Source organism: Bradyrhizobium sp. 87, from assembly GCF_023073015.1.
Classification (GTDB): domain Bacteria; phylum Pseudomonadota; class Alphaproteobacteria; order Rhizobiales; family Xanthobacteraceae; genus Bradyrhizobium; species Bradyrhizobium canariense_D.
Window position 1 is genome coordinate 1 of the sequence record NZ_JADPIQ010000063.1, and the last position, 17,077, is coordinate 17,077.

At 59.2% G+C, this 17,077-nt stretch carries 12 protein-coding genes; 1 reads left to right on the top strand and 11 read right to left on the bottom strand.

Annotated features, from left to right (window positions below):
- Positions 1 to 188 precede the first annotated feature (188 nt).
- From IVB50_RS15850 to IVB50_RS15870, 5 genes are all read right to left on the bottom strand, one after another.
- Complete coding sequence (locus IVB50_RS15850) at positions 189 to 1,955, bottom strand: GMC family oxidoreductase (protein WP_247296355.1); 1,767 nt, start codon at positions 1,953 to 1,955, stop codon at positions 189 to 191.
- A gap of 24 nt (positions 1,956 to 1,979) precedes the next feature.
- Entirely contained in the window at positions 1,980 to 2,732 is a 753-nt protein-coding gene (locus IVB50_RS15855; RefSeq protein WP_247296358.1) for a gluconate 2-dehydrogenase subunit 3 family protein, read from the bottom strand.
- 40 nt (positions 2,733 to 2,772) lie between these two features.
- The gene (locus tag IVB50_RS15860) at positions 2,773 to 4,038 is read right to left on the bottom strand and encodes a DUF3095 domain-containing protein (protein ID WP_247296360.1); all 1,266 of its coding nucleotides are present in this window, start codon (positions 4,036 to 4,038) and stop codon (positions 2,773 to 2,775) included.
- A 660-nt stretch (positions 4,039 to 4,698) separates the two neighbouring features.
- Complete coding sequence (locus IVB50_RS15865) at positions 4,699 to 4,992, bottom strand: hypothetical protein (RefSeq protein ID WP_247296362.1); 294 nt, start codon at positions 4,990 to 4,992, stop codon at positions 4,699 to 4,701.
- Positions 4,993 to 5,124: 132 nt separating this feature from the next.
- The gene (locus IVB50_RS15870) at positions 5,125 to 5,415 is read right to left on the bottom strand and encodes a hypothetical protein (protein WP_247296364.1); all 291 of its coding nucleotides are present in this window, start codon (positions 5,413 to 5,415) and stop codon (positions 5,125 to 5,127) included.
- 1,128 nt (positions 5,416 to 6,543) lie between these two features.
- On the opposite strand from IVB50_RS15870, the gene IVB50_RS15875 reads away from it, so the two are divergent.
- Entirely contained in the window at positions 6,544 to 6,990 is a 447-nt protein-coding gene (locus IVB50_RS15875; protein ID WP_247296368.1) for a hypothetical protein, read from the top strand.
- A 3,350-nt stretch (positions 6,991 to 10,340) separates the two neighbouring features.
- Here the strand turns inward: IVB50_RS15875 and IVB50_RS15880 are convergent.
- The 6 genes from IVB50_RS15880 to IVB50_RS15905 form a co-directional block, all read right to left on the bottom strand.
- Positions 10,341 to 10,574 (bottom strand): hypothetical protein, encoded by a 234-nt coding sequence (locus tag IVB50_RS15880; RefSeq protein WP_247296369.1) that lies wholly within the window; start codon positions 10,572 to 10,574, stop codon positions 10,341 to 10,343.
- Between the two features lie 108 nt (positions 10,575 to 10,682).
- A complete protein-coding gene (gene nhaA, locus IVB50_RS15885; RefSeq protein ID WP_247296372.1) occupies positions 10,683 to 12,626 on the bottom strand; it encodes a Na+/H+ antiporter NhaA in 1,944 nt (647 codons plus the stop codon).
- Between the two features lie 27 nt (positions 12,627 to 12,653).
- Positions 12,654 to 13,715, bottom strand: a complete 1,062-nt coding sequence (locus tag IVB50_RS15890; RefSeq protein WP_247296374.1) for an ATP-binding protein — start codon at positions 13,713 to 13,715, stop codon at positions 12,654 to 12,656.
- Positions 13,716 to 15,147: 1,432 nt separating this feature from the next.
- Entirely contained in the window at positions 15,148 to 15,636 is a 489-nt protein-coding gene (gene bfr, locus IVB50_RS15895) for a bacterioferritin (protein ID WP_247296376.1), read from the bottom strand.
- A gap of 112 nt (positions 15,637 to 15,748) precedes the next feature.
- Complete coding sequence (locus IVB50_RS15900; RefSeq protein ID WP_247296412.1) at positions 15,749 to 16,012, bottom strand: (2Fe-2S)-binding protein; 264 nt, start codon at positions 16,010 to 16,012, stop codon at positions 15,749 to 15,751.
- A 132-nt stretch (positions 16,013 to 16,144) separates the two neighbouring features.
- A complete protein-coding gene (locus IVB50_RS15905) occupies positions 16,145 to 16,939 on the bottom strand; it encodes a caspase family protein (RefSeq protein ID WP_247296378.1) in 795 nt (264 codons plus the stop codon).
- Positions 16,940 to 17,077: the final 138 nt, after the last annotated feature.

The following is a 17,077-nucleotide window of genomic DNA, read 5'->3' on the forward strand; positions in this document are numbered from 1 at the left end:
GACCAGCTCCGCCGATCGCACGTTGTTCACCCCGCGCCAAACGGCGTAACATCCGCCGAGACTCTAATCGCCAATGGATGAAAGTTCAGCGGCAGGTCAACATCGGCCGCTCCGAAATAACTTCAGATCGTGCTCATGGGGTCGCGTTCTACTCGATGGCTGGCAGCATCCGCGCGGGTCCGACGTGCTCAGCTCGGGACCAGGCGCCCCGGCGATTTCAGATACTTCGTTGTGATTGCATCGGCCGCCCAATAGGCCAGAGCTCCGACAGTGCCCGTCGGATTGTGCGACGGGTTTTGCGGAAAGGCGCCGGCGCCCATAACAAACACGTTGGGAACATCCCAGCTTTGCAGATAGCGGTTGACAGCGCTGGTTGTCGGATCGGCTCCCATAATGGTGCCGCCTGTCGTGTGCGTCGTCTGGTAAGGGACGATCGAATAAGGGCCCTTGCGATAGTTGATGCCCATTTTATCCGGGTTCATGTGCTTGGCAATGTCGGCTGCACGATCGGTGCAGTACTTCGACATGTCCAGATCGTTTTTGCTGAAGTCGAACGTCATCCGCAGCAGGGGATTGCCGAAGCCGTCCTTATAGTTCGGGTCGAGGTCAAGATAGTTGCTGCGCTGGGCTGTGACGCTGCCGAAAGACGCGATCACGAAAGTTCGGCTATACCAGTGGGCAACCGATTGCTTCCAGCCTTTGCCCCAGCGAGGCTCCCCTGGTGGCAGGTTGCGGAAATCGATCGGCCGTTGCCCCTTGCTCTCGACACAGATGTAAGAACCACCCACGAAGCCGAGCGGCCCATGATCGAAGTTGTCGTAGTTGAAATCATCTATGATCATGGCGCACGCACCGGCGCCCATAAACGGATTGAAGACTTTATCGTTGAAGTGCGCGGTGACGCTGCTGGACATCTGGTAGGCATAGTTGCGCCCAACGCCACCCTTACCGGTTTTAGGATCGTAGATGCGACCGATTCCCGACAGCATCATCAGCCGTGCGTTATGCAGACCAAATGCGCAGAGCAGTACCATATCGGCGGGCTGTTCGAACTCCCGACCTTGCGAGTCGATATAGGTAACGCCGGTTGCCTTTTTGCGGCCGGAGTCAAGATTGACCTTAGTGACATGAGAAAGCGTGCGTAATTCGAATCTAGGGTCTTTCAGCAGAAGTGGCAGAAGCGTCGATTGCGGGCTTGCCTTCGCTGACATTTCGCAACCGAAGCGCTCGCAGAACCCACAGTACACGCAGGAGCCCATGTCCACACCCTCAGGGTTCGTGTAGGCCTGCGTAACGTCGGAGGATGGCTGAACATAGGGGTGAAACCCCATTTCCCGCGTAGCATCCTCGAACATCTTCATTTGAAAGCTGCGCTTCATCGCCGGGTTCGGATATTCGCGCGCACGGGATCCTTCGAAAGGATTCCCGCCCTCCTGGATCACGCCCTTGATGTTGCCGGCCTTCCCGGCGGTGCCGCAGAGATATTCGAAGCGGTCGTAGTAGGGCTCAAGTTCGTCGTACGTAACTGGCCAATCTTGTATCGCCATTTCTTTAGGAATGAACGTCTTGCCGTATCGTTCGCCATAGTGGCTGCGGATCCTGAACTCGCTGGGCGCGAACCGATAGTGCTGGCCGTTCCAGTGGACGCCTGCGCCGCCCACACCATTTCCCGGCAAGAACGATCCCCAGCGCCTGATCGGCAGCGCCGTCTGGTCGACGTTGTTGCGAAAGGTGAGAGTCTCGCGGGAGGCGTCCTGCATTAGGTCATGACGGATGGCGAAACGCAATTCGTCATGTATCGTCGGCGCCGCAAAGTTCGGGATAGTGTCGCGCATCCCGCCGCGCTCAAGCGCCAGCACGTTGAGTCCCGCTTTTGTGAGTTCCCTGGCCAGCACAGCCCCGGTCCAGCCAAAACCAACAATGACTGCGTCGACGGGTTTCAACTTCGTCGCCATCGGAATTCTCCTTCGACCTGAAAATCAGCTCAAGTCAGCGATGCTTTGGCTTGGTTCGGTGTAAGGCTTGTTGTAAGTCGTCTCGATCAGGTCGACGAAGTTCCCGGTCGCCCCGCTATAGCCGATCATCTTCCACGCAGCCTTATCGCGATTGCCGCCGTAAGCGGGATCGCTGAAAAAGCCTTCCATCACGTTCTGATAAAGCAGATCAAGGAAGAGGCCAGCAGGAAGCGGTCCCGAATCCGCTTTGCCTGTGCCGAGATCATTTAAGACCTCATCGCGCTGACTTTCCGTGATCGATGAAAAGTCCTTGCCGTAGGCATTGGTGCAGTATGCGTTGATCGCCGGGATGGCGGCGCGATAAGCTTCCGCAGGAGAGAGGCGAACCTGCCATCCTTGTTGGGGCACCCCAGGATGCCATGGACCTTGCATAAACATTTTACCGCCTTGCCCGAAACCGCCTGCCAATTGCTGATCGATGAAATAGGCAATGCCCAAATCGACGCCGCTGGCCGTCAAGTCATCGGCCGGAATCATATGATTGACCGCCGCCTCGACCCAGGTGGCCTCATCGGGATTGAGGAACGTGTAAGCGCGCTTCTCGGGTGGTGCGGAAGTTGCCGTCTGTGCCGGTGAGGATGCATGAGCAGTCTGCTTCGCGCCCATCTGCATCGCATGCTCTGCCGATGCGGGTTGTGGGGCGACTGATCCGCCAGTTACGCCAACGACGCCAATGACGCCCGCTCCAACAACGAATTCACGACGTTTGATGGTCATGGCTGACCTCGACCCTTCAAGTTGTGACGGCCCGCAAGTGTCAAGGTGCCGCCGGAGTATCAACTGCTCGCGCTGCTGCCATGCCTGCCATGACAGCGGTCTTGCCTGCTTTGAGTTTGGCCGCTGCCGCGGCGTAACCTCCGTCGGCCCCATCAACGAAGTGGACGTGATCTGACCGGATGTTTGAAGGCACGTAACAGGTGAGATGCGCGCTCGTCTGACGATGTGTGCCCGCGACACAAACGCCAGAGAGCTGGGCCGAAACCAGTCGAGCCTCGATAGCGTCTGCGATTTCCGGCGAACAGTCCACCGTCATTTTCAGGCCATCGTCGAACTTTCTGAAATCCGTATTGTTCGAAATCTCTCGTCGATATTTGAGGGGTTTGAACTGGCCCATGCGAATACCTGCCGCAAGAACGAATCGCGTCTTGATGGCTCGTAGTGCATCTGCGATGGCCCTCAGAAGGTGCGCGTGTGAGGAGTTCTTATCAAGCAATCTCTGGATTTTGCCTCCGAGCCAGGCGGGCAACGGACCGCCCTCCGGCAACGGATGGCCCGATCGACGCGAGGAAAATTCGATCAAGGCCAAAACATCCGCCACCAAAGCCGCGTACGACCTTTGCTCTTCGACCGGAATGGCGATGATGGAGAGGATGGTGCCCTGCTCGGTAGGGATTGGCCCGAATCCGCAGTAGAGCCCTGATAAGTCGGGCTTGGCATTCAACGGTGCGCGGCGTACTTTGAATTCTCCCTTCTTGAGTTGTCCTTCCGCCCACGCCATGCCGCCGCCGGTGAACATGGCGTACGAGACGTTCTCGGACGCGGCATATCGCGCGACACGAACATCGTGACCGGCTGCGCGGATTGCAGAAACCGGAACGATCGCGACTCGAAGTACAAGATCGAGAGTATCGTCTGCCCATGCCGCAGTTCGTGCCAATGCATACTTCACTTCGTCAAGATACTTGCCGGGGATCGCTACGGTCGCTCCGTCGCCGCCGAAAACATAGGGAAAGCGGAGTTCGGGTAACGCGTTGGTTATGGCGACCAGCACCGCAGCGCCCACCGTGTTGACGGCTTTGTATCGGCCGGTCTTGATCGCCGTCGTCGATTGGACGACATCGGCAATTCCGATGAACCAATCGCGCGGTAAGGGGCGATAGCGGTCGAAATGCGTTATTTGTGAGAAGTTATCGAGCGGCTTCAGATTGGCGTAGAAATGCTCTGTACTCGCGCTTCCCGTATTCGTGCTTGAGCAGGCGCGTTCATGAGCTGATTTGCCCGTCAAGCTGTCTTGGAGCGTCATTTGCTCGCTCCTTTGTCGTTATCCCAAACCCTCGCAACAGGACCGGGATGCGCGCGTGAGCTTGCCAATAAGCCTGTTTCACCGTTAGCTACCACGTCGTCACCGTCATTGATGAGCTTCCGTTGATTCTTTGTTGCGATATCCTCTTTGGACCACTCGGCCAACTGAACATCCCGCATTCGGTGAATAACCAGCACTGAGCTCGATGAAATGCGCAAGGATAAGGCAGAAGACATACGCTCGCGCTGAACGCATTTCAGCTTGCTCCAAGAACGACGTGCGAATGATCGAGGAACGCTACGATGTGTCAAATACATGTTGGCTAGCGGCAGCTCGAGGGAGCCGCACACGGCCAAGCTTTGGCCTCACCGGGATGGAAGTAGTCATAGGTCGGATAGCCCCGGTACGAATTATCAGTAGGATAACCTCGCCGCACCCGATAGCGCACGTCCGCCGTCGCGGCTGGTACCGCCGCCTTGATCGACGTGCAATTGATCGGAGCAGCAGACGATTCGGCCGTTGCAGCCACCGCGATAGGAACAGCAATTGCGAGCGCAATCGCGAGGCCGCGGACTTGAATAGTCACGGTAGCTCCTGTTCGCTTTGAAGATGACTATCCACCACCCGACGAGAATGACCTTGCAACGCCGGAGAGGGAAATCACCTCTCGCCATAGAGTTGATAGACGATCGTTATTGCCGCCGCGCCGCGTGATGCCCGAGCGAGGAATGCCACCAGCTGCATCTGCAGAGACTTGCCGCCCTTTGCCCAATCGAGGTCGCGCGTGCCAACGCGCGCCGCCGTCCGAAGCAGACTGCGGCAGGGCCATTGAAGGATAGGCTTATTGCCGAACTGACTGAGCACCGTACGAAAGTAATAACGTCGATTGGTGGATCGATCGCGCTGAAGTCGGCACTCGCTTCTGCTTCGAGGATACAAAAGCAAAAGAGTCATTCGCTCTCGCTTGTGACAACTTCGGTGTTCCCTGCCAAGACGGCTAGCCCGCGCTTTGGCATCAGGCCCGCTGGTCACGGCGGCGGGCCCGGTTTGCCTAGGAGCCCGGGTCTCCAGTTCCCGCTGCAGGTCCTACTTTTTCCGCTCGCGATGTTCGTACTTTTCACTACAGCGGGAATCGCCACGGGTTACGAGATCAATTTCTTGAAGGGGCGGATAACAGTGAAGCAGCGCGTATTCGTTGGTATATGGCGCGGGTGAGCGGACGCAGACGTTTGCGCCAACCGGTAGATCCACCAACTGCCCGTCCATAAGCATGTAGCTGCAGTTGTCCGTTTTCTTTGCCTTTTCTGCCGTACTGTCATCGGCCCAAGCTGCGCCCAGCGATGCAAGCGCGACGCCTGCGATTATCAGTGTACGCATCTCATTCCCTTTCCTGGACGCGCTCCGGACCTTCGATCCTGTGTGGCGAGGTGGTACATGGTCAGCATAGGCGAACCTAAAGGCAAACTCGGTGCGATGGCGCGCCTTAGCTTGCCCATTGGGCGATCTCCAGGCCCGCGCAAATGATCATTCCCCACAAGGCGAAGCTAACCTGCAAAGAGATTGCCATTTTCGGTCTCCCGACGACGCCTGAGTCGCACGCACTCTGCAACCGGGGGTCTACGCAATCGGAACCGCGACTTTGGCCCTTACAGGAGGCGCGCGAGGTAGCTCGAACATTGGGTCCGTGACGGGTCAAAGGCAAATCACCTCTCGCCATGGAGTCGATAGCCGATCGCTATCGGCAGAGACACGCTTGAGACGCTCCGGGGGGCAGGCCTGGCCTTCGAGTACGAGGTGATAGCCCTGCAGCCATGAAAGAGCCCGCCAACTGAGGCGGCTTTATCGTGGGTTATGGCGCGCAATTAGAGGAAGCGGAAACTGAGCGCATCAAGGCCGACCGAGGCCGCGGTTCGCGGCGTAGCTGCTCAAGGAGCGCGATTCGCCCCGGCCTTAGCCACCGCTTCGCGAGTTTGGAAACGAGGGCTGATTTAATTGAGGATCGGAGCGCAGGAGCCTCAAAAGTGAAGGTCGCAGGAACGGGTAAAAGGCTGCTCCTGCGACCGACGCCGCGAAGTTCCGCACGATCGGCACGGCACCCGCGGTGCTAGCACAGTGGCCCGCCAGCGTGAACCGGCCGGCCTTTTTGCCTGGATTCTGACGCGCAGGAATCCTGGTCTATACTCACGCGATGCCGGACGCCCCTGACGCCGAGATTCAATTGAGGGACATCTTCGAAAAGTACCCGACCCACGTCGAGCGCTATCGGGCAGCGAGTCGTGCATTCGCGATCAAGCCAGGGTCAATGCAGGAAACCGTGTTTCGCCTATGGTTTGACGAACGGCATGCAGAGTACGAGAAGGAGCAACGAAAATAAGGGTCGTCGCGGATGGCCAAGAAGCCCGCCCTATCGCTGAGGCGGGCCGGTGTGTGCTATGAGGGTAGACGACTGAGCCGCAGCAGAAGAGGTCTCCCGCAGCGCCTAGTCGAGATCGGGCTGAAGAAGAAATGACCGACGACTCACGAGCCGGGCAAGTCATGCAGCGCCCAAAGTCGTTCCCCTCCTTTGCTCCCCAAATAACAAAAACCGGACGTTGGTTTGTGGCTGTGAAAACTGGTGTTGGTCCCGTTTCCCACATTGCCGACTTTGCGATGGAAGCGGATGCCATGATCGGAATACTGGCCCGGCGGACCGAGAAACGGAATCCAAAAGAGACTAGCCTAGCAGAACGTCCCTCTCGGCCAGAGGCAATTCGCGGGCCTGGTGGAGATCGGGCTGAAGGCAGAAAAATGAGTCAGGTGCTAGACGAACTAAAAAAGCAAGCCCAACACGCGGAAACGAAAGCCCTCGCGCTTCCGCAGAATCCCGAGCGCGACCAGCTGCTCTGCGATCTCGCCAACTTCCGCGCGACGCTCGCAAAGCCTAGGCACGAACGTGAAATGGATCAAGGCTAGGGTGGCTGTTCAGGCCGAGGTGCGACCAAGATGGTGTGGAATTTCCCCGTTATCCACAGTCCCGAGGCTGCCGCAACTTGACAACAGCGCTTGAATTGACCCTGAGCGGGAGTAACCTTTGTCTTTTCCGATTGGCTTTCTTGCGGGGGAAATTCAATGGACAAGATCGAGCGAGCTTTCGTGCTTATTGCACTCACGGGCTTTTACGGCACGATCGCCGGGGTGACGTGGCTGATCGTCGGCTAAGAATGCCTACCGCAAAAAGAAGGGCCCGGTGTATAGGAGCCGACATCAAGCTATTCGGACGCTGATGCGGCGAGCGTTAAAGGCTAAAAATAGATGCCACCCCGGGCGAGCCATCTGCCGACCAGCGCGGAGCGAGATGCGTTGCAGAAGCTGCGCGCGGGACGTGAGCTAACGCCGAGAGCTCTTGAGCCTACCGGCAAGCGCACCGTCTTAAATATGGTCTCCAAGGGCTGGATCGAGCGCGGGAGCACGGCCGCGACGTATCGGATCACAACGGCGGGTCTCGCCGCCTTGCTCGTCAAGCTACCCCAGAGCGGGAAACCTGACCTCTATTTATTCAGGCAGGAACCATCCTGCGCTCCCCCATTACTCAAGTTGCTTCAGGCCTTCCCCGGGGGCTTGGAGCTCCAACAGCGGCCTCCGCGTGCCCCCCGCGAGGGTCGTTTTGCTGCAAGGCACCAATGGACGAGGCTTGGCGCGTCGTGTTTGCGCTAAGTGTGACGCTCCTGCTATTTTTCCCAAGTTGCGGCAATTTACGCGCGCAACCTATTGATCTCGCGCAGTGGTTGAGGTTCAGTGCGCCCTGTTGTTTTTGGCCGGGGGGCTTTTCAAATGCGTAATTTATGAATCGTGGCGCTTGGCGCCGCGTTGGCTGGCTGTGCGTCAGCATCGTCAGATATCGCGCCGTCGTACGTTTCGCCGGTCGTATACCAATCCTACAACTGCCAGCAGCTGGGGCTTGAGGCTCAGGGTATTTCGCAGCGAGCGGCCGCACTTTCCGGCGCCCAAGACAGCCAGCGGTCGAAAGACGGCTTGGTCACCGCGGCTGCTATCGTCGTGTTCTGGCCAGCCGCATTTTTTGTCGGCGGTGACAAACAGACTGCCGCGGAGCTCGCCAACATGAAAGGCCAAATGGTCGCGATCGAGCGATCGAGCAGGCGAGCATTCAGAAGAAATGCAACATCCAATTCCAAGGGAAGCCGCCGGCGTGAGAGGGGGCGCCGATCGTGGGACGGCCGCAGGCGCCGGAAGGCGTGTCCTGCGGCCCCAGCGCCTACGCCCAAAGGCGGTCCGCATCCGTCTTGGAGTCGAGCCACGTCACGCCGTCCTCGTCACCTACCGGGCTGTTCAGGCTGTAATCGCCGTAGACCCGAGGTCTATGCCGCTGATCAGCCAAGAATTCGTCTACACGCGCTCTCACGTCACTCAACCTGAGGCGCCCCTCCGCTATCGCAACAAACATCCGAGACATGACGTCTCCGCGCTCGTACTTAGAAAAATGGGCGGTAGCTTGCCGTACCGCTTCGTAGGCATCTTCACCCTCGTTTCGGGTCAATGACGCCGCAGCAAACCGACGCCTGGCCCTCTGAGCAGCGCTCCGCTTTGCGAACGCATTCTTATCGGAGAGGTTACGCAGCCGAGTACCCAGGTTGGGAGTCGCCTTCATGAAATTCCTCATCGTTTGCTGTATTTGCGACGTTAGACCCGAACTCAGCGTTCCGCCCTCATGAAGCACTGAGATGGAAGATCTCACCTGTTCTGCGCTGGGCATAAGCAGTTGATGACGGGTCTTCATACAATCCTTGCAGCGTCTGACGAGGTAACCCAGATGCTGCTCATAAAATGTACTGTCCATCGTCCGGATATGGCCGTTCTTGCATCTTTCCGCTGTTCGGCGATTGTCAGCCGACCGCTGTATCGCGAGCCTCCACGTTACGGTTACTCGGACTTGCGCCGCGGCTTGCTCATTGGCCTTGGCAAGCCGCCTCGCCTCGTCAGCCCACTCGGGGTGCAGCTCGCAATGCTTCCTGAAACGCTGAGGGTGACCAATGCAGGGCCGCATCGCTTGTCGCCAGACGTGATCCTTCGAAGCGTCTCCCCTGCGTTGAGCCGCTGCATGAACTCGCCGGCAAGCTCGGATGTCATTCTGGGAGGGACGTTCATCCACTTCCGTCTGGCCGCGCTACGCTCCTCATGCGAACGATAGCACCTACATGCGATGGACGTTCTAGCTCGACCTTACTGGTTCCGAGACCTGTCGGCTTCAAGATGTGATGGTCCGCCAGATGATGATGCGCGAACGGCAATCTCGATTCGACCGTTTCACAGAAGCACGACGGCGAGCAAATACACGGCGACCAGCAACGTGAGACTGCTAACAGTAATCGTGAGATAGATCTGTTGCATTGCGACCTCCCGGAACCGGCGCCATTCAGTGTTTGTGATTCAGGAGCCTCTTCTTACCGGTCGTTGTTATCCGAGCTATCCATAATTGGGACCCTTCAGTGATCGGAAGCGAGCCGAGAAAAGGCCGACGGGCGCTACGCCGCCGACCTCTTCTTGCAACTGCCGGCTCGCGGGTCCGGTTCCGTTGCGACTCTCGGCACTGAGCCGTTGGACTCACTGCTATCTCAGAACGATTTCTTAGGCCATGGCACGCTTGTATCGCGTTATCGTGCTGAGGGAGGATCGCATTCCACAATCGGAATGGCCTGATCATACGTTGGTCTAATTCTAGCCTGCGATGAGCAGTATCGGCATAGAAAAGCTCAGTGTCTTCGGTTTAATGGCTGTTGGACAAAATGGGAGGTTGCTCCAGCTTATCCTAAGCGCGTGCACCCTAAATGCCGTGCTCGGCGACAGGAGTTCCTGCGCTTTCCTGCATTTCTCAGGATCACCGCCCGCACAATGTGCGTGTCGGCTGTCATGGCGGCGAGTTGCGCTATTCCCCGCGAGATCGCAGATGCGGTTCGCTGATGAGATGTCGCTGTCCCGAGTAGCGAGCCTCTAACACATCAGCCTCGGCCACTCGAGGGCCTCCCGCCGTCTTGGGGCCGATGTTTTGTGCGGCTATATCTTGTTTTCCACTTCGGCACGCCGCACGCGCTCGATGATCAATTATTGTCCAAGACGTCCGAGAAGTCACATAGTTCGGTAGCAACTTGACAAGCTCGCGATGCCGGTCTCAAGCGCTGCGTTTCCCACCCGATCCGGAGCCGTTCCGTCGGGCCTGACGGAGGCGGCCAGTAAGGTGTGCACTTTGTTGACCCGACCCCGACGAGGCTGACGAGTCGCGGGCCTCCAGCCGTCTGATATATGCGCCCTCAATTCGGCTTGCCGAGCACGGAGGTGAAGGGCACTACGAAGAGCTCATCGCCGCTGTCGTCGCTGACATGCAGGACCCAGTCACGCCAATCCTCGAGACTTCGCTCGCGGGTTAAGGATTGGACGACACGGGTTGCGTGATCGCGTGCCTCAGCAAGATCGTCCACCACAGCGCCGCGGCGATCGACGAAAACCGTCTTCGTGTTCGAACAGTGAAAATATACCTGAGCCATGGTCAACCTCCTGCAGATGTGACGGTTCGCTGCGATACCTCAGCGCGTTGGTGTCCTCGACGGCGGGATACAACCGACGGAATCGATGATGTCTCGCGGAGTTGGCCGTCAGCGACTGCGACTCTCATTTCCATGGGTAGAATCATCCAAAAATATCCGCGATTCCGCATAAGCACCCGCGGAGTTCGACACTTGCATGCCGGTGCTCTGCCGCGCCTCTTCGATAAGCTCTTTGCGCGGAGCTCCCCAGAGCAGGGCAATCCCAACGACGGCGGAAAGAATTGACGCAGCGAACACGGCAATCTTGGCGGCCGAGAAGTCAGTGGCGCTTGGAAACGCTTGCCCGGCGATGAAGAGCGACATCGTGAAGCCGATCCCAGCCAGGGATCCCGCCCCGGCCAACTGCCGCCAGGTGTACTCCGCCGGCTTCACGGCTATGTCAGCGCGCACGGCCGCAGCGGCCGCGAGGAAAATGCCGACCGGCTTTCCTATGGTGAGGCCCGCAATGATCGCGGCCATGAGCCAGTTATGCCCAACGAAGACGCCGGGGTTGATTGCCACACCCGCATTCGCCAGTGCGAAGATCGGGAGCACTGCGTAGCTCGACCGCGCGCCGGCGTGTCGCAGCAGCCGGTCGGCGGGCGATTCAAGTCGGTCGTAGATCGCTTCGAGCGCGTGCAGCGCCGGGGTGGAGGGGCCGTGCCTGAGAACCTCGCCCTCGTGCTGGGCCTCGGAGGCAATGATCGTGCTGGCCTGCGTGATCAGGGCAGCCAGGTTGGCAGGCGGGCGCGTCGGAACGAATAGCGCCAGTACCACGCCAGCCACCGTCGCGTGGAGGCCGCCCGCGTAGACGAACGCCCACAACGCGACGCCTAAGAGAGCATAAGGCGAGAGAAGGTAGACTTTCGACCGGCTCAGCAGCGCCAGCGCGACGACCACGGCCGCGGCCGCGGCCAAGTAGCCCAGTTGGTTATCGCCGGAGTAGAACACGGCGACGACGACGATCGCACCGATGTCGTCAACGATGGCCGCCGCGGTAAGGAAGATCCGCAGCCCAACAGGAACGCGGGCGCCCATCACGGCGATCAAGGCAATCGCGAACGCAGTGTCGGTCGCCATCGGAATTCCCCACCCGTGCGACCACGGCCCCGCAGGGATGACCAGCGCATAGAGAAGCGCCGGCACGACCATCCCGCCGAGCGCGGCGGCGATCGGAAGCGCCGCGGAGCGGCGGCTTGCGAGGTGGCCAACTGTCATCTCACGCTTCACTTCCAACCCCACGACGAGGAAGAACACCGTCAGCAGGCCGTCGTTGACCCAACGGAGGATGGGCATCTGAAAGGCCGCGTCACCCAAGCTCACGCCCAACTCCTGGCGCCAGAGCGCCTCGAATGCCGGCCGGATCGGCGAGTTCGTCAAGACGATGGCCGTCAAGGTCGCGAGGACTAGCAAAATGCCGGCGGACGGGCCCCAGCTCGCGAACTCCAGGGCTGCCGTACGGACGCGGTGGCCAAGCGTGCCAAGCATCGCGTCGACGAGAGAGCTCTCGTCCCAAGGTCCGTCATAGCGTCGACGGTTGATGTAGAAGGTTGGCGTGATTCTCACCCCGCTTGCGCGTGCGCTTGCGACGTCCGCCTCCACCCTCGCCCTCGCGCGCCGTAAGGCGTCGCTGTTGCCAAGCGAGAAATCGGCGCTCACACCGAGGTCCGCGGCCACCGCGACGAGGTCGTCCTCTGTGAGCTGCATCGACCTCGTCATCAGCTTGATGTGCGCGGACCAGAACGCCTCGGGCGTCTGAGCATGCTCAGCGAGCTCGGCGGCCCGAAAGGAAATGCTGTTGTCCGCGAGCGGCTTGTGGCGGAAGGCATAGCAGACGCGGTTGCCAAGTTGGTCGCGTGCTTGCGCGATGCGCTCGTTGGCAGCCCTGCAGTGCGGACAGGCGTAGCTGCCGTACTCGACGAGCGAGATCTCAGCATCCACGGCGCCGAGCACGTGGTCCGTCTCTTGGTCGACCGGACGGTCGAGACGGCCCGGGGGGATCATGAGCTGCATCACTGAACGGTCGGGTGTTCGCGCCGGCTACGACGTCGGCGCAGCTGTCGCCGGTTTGATGACGTGGAATACACCGCCGTCAGGTGACGGCGCGTAGGCTATTTTCGTGCCGACGATGCTGCTGGGGAGCCCAGCCGCGTGTACGCGCGGGAGGAAGAGGCGCACCAAGGTGCCTAAACCCTGCTTGCTCTCTATACTGATCGCGCCGCCGCGGCCTTCGGCGAAGCGCTGGACCTGGGGGAGCCCGAGACCGGTGCCGCTGTCCATGGGTTTTGTGGAGAGATACGGGGTGAATGCCTGCGAAAGGACCTCCTCAGGCATGCCCTCCCCGTCGTCGGCGACGATGATCTCAATGAATGCCGCGGCCGCGCCGGAGGAAGGTTCGACGTTCCGCGCCGCGACGGTGATCACGCCGAGGTCCGGCATGGCATCGGCCGAGTTTCGACAGAGATTGAGTAGCGCAAAGTACAGTTCTTCCGGATCAGCGTTGAAGTTCCATAAATCAGAGGCAATCTCCGTGCGGACCGTGATATCCGGACGCAACGCCCGGTCAAGCGTGCCCGCTATTGCTGCGAGGCGACTGCCTGAGACGAACTCATCGGTCGACTTGGGGCGCGGTCGCGCAGCGTCGAGGAGCTGCCGCGAACGCAACGCGCCTCGCGTGATCGCCTCCTGCATTTTGTCGGCGGTGGCCTTTCGGTGCGCGGCTTCGCTCTGGCACTCCAGCAGCTGCAGTCCGCTCTCGATAACGGCGAGAAGGTTATTGATGTCGTGGACGAACTGCTTCAGGTCCGCTGCCCTCATCCCTGCCCGCTCGCCAGCCGCGACCGCCCCTCCGGTGTCGGGCCGCGGACTGGTGCGGCACAAAATCCCCGAGACCTTGCCGTCGGACCCGACGAGCGGGATCTCAACGTACCTGGACGCGATGAGGCCGCTACCGTCATCGCGTGCGCCCCGCACGCTTGCGTTGCTCGCACGCTGCACTCCAAACGCAAGCCCGGCGCGGTCCTTGAGCACGACGACGTCCTCCAGCGGCGGGCTTTCGACCGCGCCGGGGAATGAAACGCCGGTTGTCTCTTTGATCTGCATGTCGGACCTCTTGGCTTGCGACTGTTCAACGGAAGGCCGATTTCGGCTCTTACCCGAGGGCCGGCGACCATGGCTCGAAGATTGAATCCATGTCGATCAAAAGGAAAATCACCTCTTGCCATGGAGTCGATAGCCGACCGTTATCGGATCGAGAGAGACGCTTGGCGCCACCGCGGGCGCGCAGCGCTGCCCTCTGCAACACCTCACCAGACCAGAACTCTCGGCCACCGAAAAGGTGTTCCACGTGCCTATCTGGATAACCTAAAGCGGTTATCGAGACGATCATAGCTTTACCGGTCCACTCCATGGCAATGACATTGGTGCCGCGAGTGCGGTCGTGAGGCCGAAGCGCCGCCATACACCCGCCCCAATTAGAATTGGGAGTATAGCCATGCGCAAGCATCGCAGGACAGTCTGCCCACGAACTCGAGCCCTACTGGATCGAAGCTCGGGGAAAAGGAACGTTCGCCTCTCACGAGGAACTCGCCGCGCGCCACAGGCTTCTCTCTTCTTTCAGTGTTGGTGCGGTGGCTACCCACTCGCACCGACTTCCAATTCTCCAGGGTTTGGCTCACGATCCCCGCAAATGAGGACCTCGGAAACACCGCAGTCCAGACTGCATCGAGGGGGCCTACCTCAATGCGCGCGACAAGTTGCCCTTTGACCATTAGCGCTACCGCCCGGACCTGTCGCCCACGATGCCATTCGTCGCGGGGGGGCCTTACCACCACCATGGCCCACTACCGCACCGGTGGCACACCGCGGTTCGTTGCCATCGGACGCAGATCACGCCTTCGCAGAGCGGTTAAGGCTAGCGGAGCGTTGTCCTCCAGCGTGGCTTCCAATTCTCTCTGAAGGAGCCGAGCCTGCCGACAGCCGCAACAAATCTTGGTGAACTCAATCCCGAGCAGCGCCGTGGAGCAAAGCCAACACGCTAGCTGGTCGTGTCGCACACCTTATTGTCAACGGCGCGGATCCGAGCCGAAGACTCTCAATGACCTTCTCGCGAAAAGCGGCTACAGAGATGGCCGACCAAGTCCACGTCTTGTCGGTTAGCTCGGGAAGCAATCCATCGCTCTTGAGCGTAGCGCTAGCCGGAACTTTCCACGCCATCCCCTGTCTTTTGCGAAAATTTGCCGAGCGGATACTGTTCGATCCCGCCTTCACCATCTCTGACCGAAAGACTCGGCCGGCCCGATGAATTTGGTCCGGCTGAGCAGCGATTTTCCACCACTGAGTGCCAATGGCACTTGCATCGCCATGTACTCACGTTCCGTGAACGCGCAAACGTCACGGAGGGGGCCCTGGACCGGTTCTCTCCTTTCCGCCAGCAGGACCAGTGAGCTGAAGCAACCGCTCGCAGCCTACGCGGAGGTAAAGCAGGCGCAGAACGCGAACTTAGGACTGGCAGAAGAGACTATCGACGTAAATTTCAGTGCTCTTCGCTCTTGAGCTCACCGACATGATTCTGGGTGTAAAGCTCGATCCCGATCCGGTTGATCAAATCAAGCTGCGTCTCGAGGAAATCGATGTGGTGTTCCTCGTCCGTCATCAGGTTCTCGAACAAGTCGCGGGTGACATAATCCTTCACGGAATGACAATGCGTCGCCGCCTCTTGGTACAGCGCACGCGCGCTCATCTCGGCGGCGAGATCGCACTCGATGATTTCGTTGACGTTTTGGCCGATCCGCAAGGGATCGAGTATCTGCATGTTGGGAAAGCCGTCTAGGAATATTACACGGTCGGTGATGCGATCGGCGTGCTGCATCTCCTCCATTGATTCCTTGCGCCAGACCTTGGCCATCTCCGAGAGGCCCCAATTGGCCAGCAGCCGGTAGTGCAGCCAGTACTGGTTGATGGCAGTGAGCTCGTGACGCAATCCCTTGTTCAGATACTCGATGACTTTGGGGTCGCCCTGCATGATGAACTCCAACAGTTGAGGCGGGTCTTGGAGCCTAGGAGTTTAGAATGCTTCTGGCAAAAAACAAGCAAGCAGGCATTCCAGGCGCGAACGAGCGGCAAATCCACCGAAGTCAGGGCGCTGCGGGCGCGACTTTGGGCTCATCCCCCGCGTCATCCATGATCTGGCTATGCGGGCAGCCGGCCTGACAGGCTAGCGCACATTCCCTGTATGCCTCGTTGATGATCGTCTTGATGGTGCGGGCGCAGCGGCCGCATTCAGGGCTACAACCAAGGCAGTCATAGATCTGCTTGGCATTGCGCGGCGCGTCATCGGCCGTGTTGACGGCGTGGCGAACATCGTGGTCGCTGAGGACATTGCAGGAGCAGACGATCATGAAGCGCAAGAGACCTCCGGTGATGCGGCGTCGTCGATACGGGACGGCGTCGGAGCGCGTTGAAGGTCCCAAACAACGCGGAGATCAGTGAATGGCGCACTCCAGGGAAAGCGAGCCCTTGATCCTTAGATCTCAGCAGAACTCTGTTTGATGACTCGCGGCGGCGGCCAGCTGCGGAGCCGACAGAGCACACGGCAGCGCACCGTCGCGTATCGGCGAAAGGTTAATGTTCTCGGTCAGCGTAGACGACACAGCTGGAATTTGTTGGCCCTGGGTAGCAGCCACCACGGCGTTTCGCGTGTTGTTGAAGACCTCCTCGATTCCTTTCGAAGACCCGATGCGCTCAAGAAGAGCGGTCATCAGCTGGCTATGTAGTTCGTCCACGTCTTCGACCATTTGGCCAGGCGCCGCTGAGCTCAGGATGAGCGCGTTTTCACTCGTTTGAATAGGCGCAAGTCCGTGTGAGTAATTCCTGAAGCGCCGCTCGTAGGGGTTACGCCGCGAGGCCTCAATCACTACGAGCCGTACGCGTGCTCCGGAAGACTTGAGTTGCGAAAGGAGGCGGTCAATACTTACGCCTTGTCGGCGGACATCTTCTTCAGTCCAGATCTTCGCATCGACCGGAATCAGATAATTCTGTCCGTCAGATTGGACACCGTAACCTCCGAAATACACTAACACAATTGAGTTCAAATGTACTTTTGCCGTTAGACGATCAATTGCGCGGGTAATGTCGAGACGCGCCGCATTGTCAACGGCGTCGACCAGAAAACCGTCTTTGCGAAGAGCATTTGTCAAACCTTCCGCATCGCGTGTCATTTGAGAAAGAGGAGAGTCGGCATCGGGATAGGTTGAATTGCCAATCACTAGAGCTAGCCGATTAGTACCGACGGGGGCAGATTCACCCGACCCAATGCGCGCGCTCATAGACCGAGGCGTCTCCAACCGCATTGTCCTGTCGAGGCCGGTTGAGAACAGGCCGAGCAGGACTGCGATGCCGACTAGCATTCTGGGAACTGTCATTTCATTACGGTCTCCAGTTCACCGAGGAAATGCTCCTTTGCG

What these genes read in the sequence shown, in the direction of transcription:
- IVB50_RS15850 (WP_247296355.1), bottom strand. Translation starts at nt 1,955, where the DNA reads ATGGCGACGAAGTTGAAACCCGTCGACGCAGTCATTGTTGGTTTTGGC.
- IVB50_RS15855 (WP_247296358.1), bottom strand. Translation starts at nt 2,732, where the DNA reads ATGACCATCAAACGTCGTGAATTCGTTGTTGGAGCGGGCGTCATTGGC.
- IVB50_RS15860 (WP_247296360.1), bottom strand. Translation starts at nt 4,038, where the DNA reads ATGACGCTCCAAGACAGCTTGACGGGCAAATCAGCTCATGAACGCGCC.
- IVB50_RS15865 (WP_247296362.1), bottom strand. Translation starts at nt 4,992, where the DNA reads ATGACTCTTTTGCTTTTGTATCCTCGAAGCAGAAGCGAGTGCCGACTT.
- IVB50_RS15870 (WP_247296364.1), bottom strand. Translation starts at nt 5,415, where the DNA reads ATGCGTACACTGATAATCGCAGGCGTCGCGCTTGCATCGCTGGGCGCA.
- IVB50_RS15875 (WP_247296368.1), top strand. Translation starts at nt 6,544, where the DNA reads ATGACCGACGACTCACGAGCCGGGCAAGTCATGCAGCGCCCAAAGTCG.
- IVB50_RS15880 (WP_247296369.1), bottom strand. Translation starts at nt 10,574, where the DNA reads ATGGCTCAGGTATATTTTCACTGTTCGAACACGAAGACGGTTTTCGTC.
- nhaA (WP_247296372.1), bottom strand. Translation starts at nt 12,626, where the DNA reads ATGCAGCTCATGATCCCCCCGGGCCGTCTCGACCGTCCGGTCGACCAA.
- IVB50_RS15890 (WP_247296374.1), bottom strand. Translation starts at nt 13,715, where the DNA reads ATGCAGATCAAAGAGACAACCGGCGTTTCATTCCCCGGCGCGGTCGAA.
- bfr (WP_247296376.1), bottom strand. Translation starts at nt 15,636, where the DNA reads ATGCAGGGCGACCCCAAAGTCATCGAGTATCTGAACAAGGGATTGCGT.
- IVB50_RS15900 (WP_247296412.1), bottom strand. Translation starts at nt 16,012, where the DNA reads ATGATCGTCTGCTCCTGCAATGTCCTCAGCGACCACGATGTTCGCCAC.
- IVB50_RS15905 (WP_247296378.1), bottom strand. Translation starts at nt 16,939, where the DNA reads ATGAGCGCGCGCATTGGGTCGGGTGAATCTGCCCCCGTCGGTACTAAT.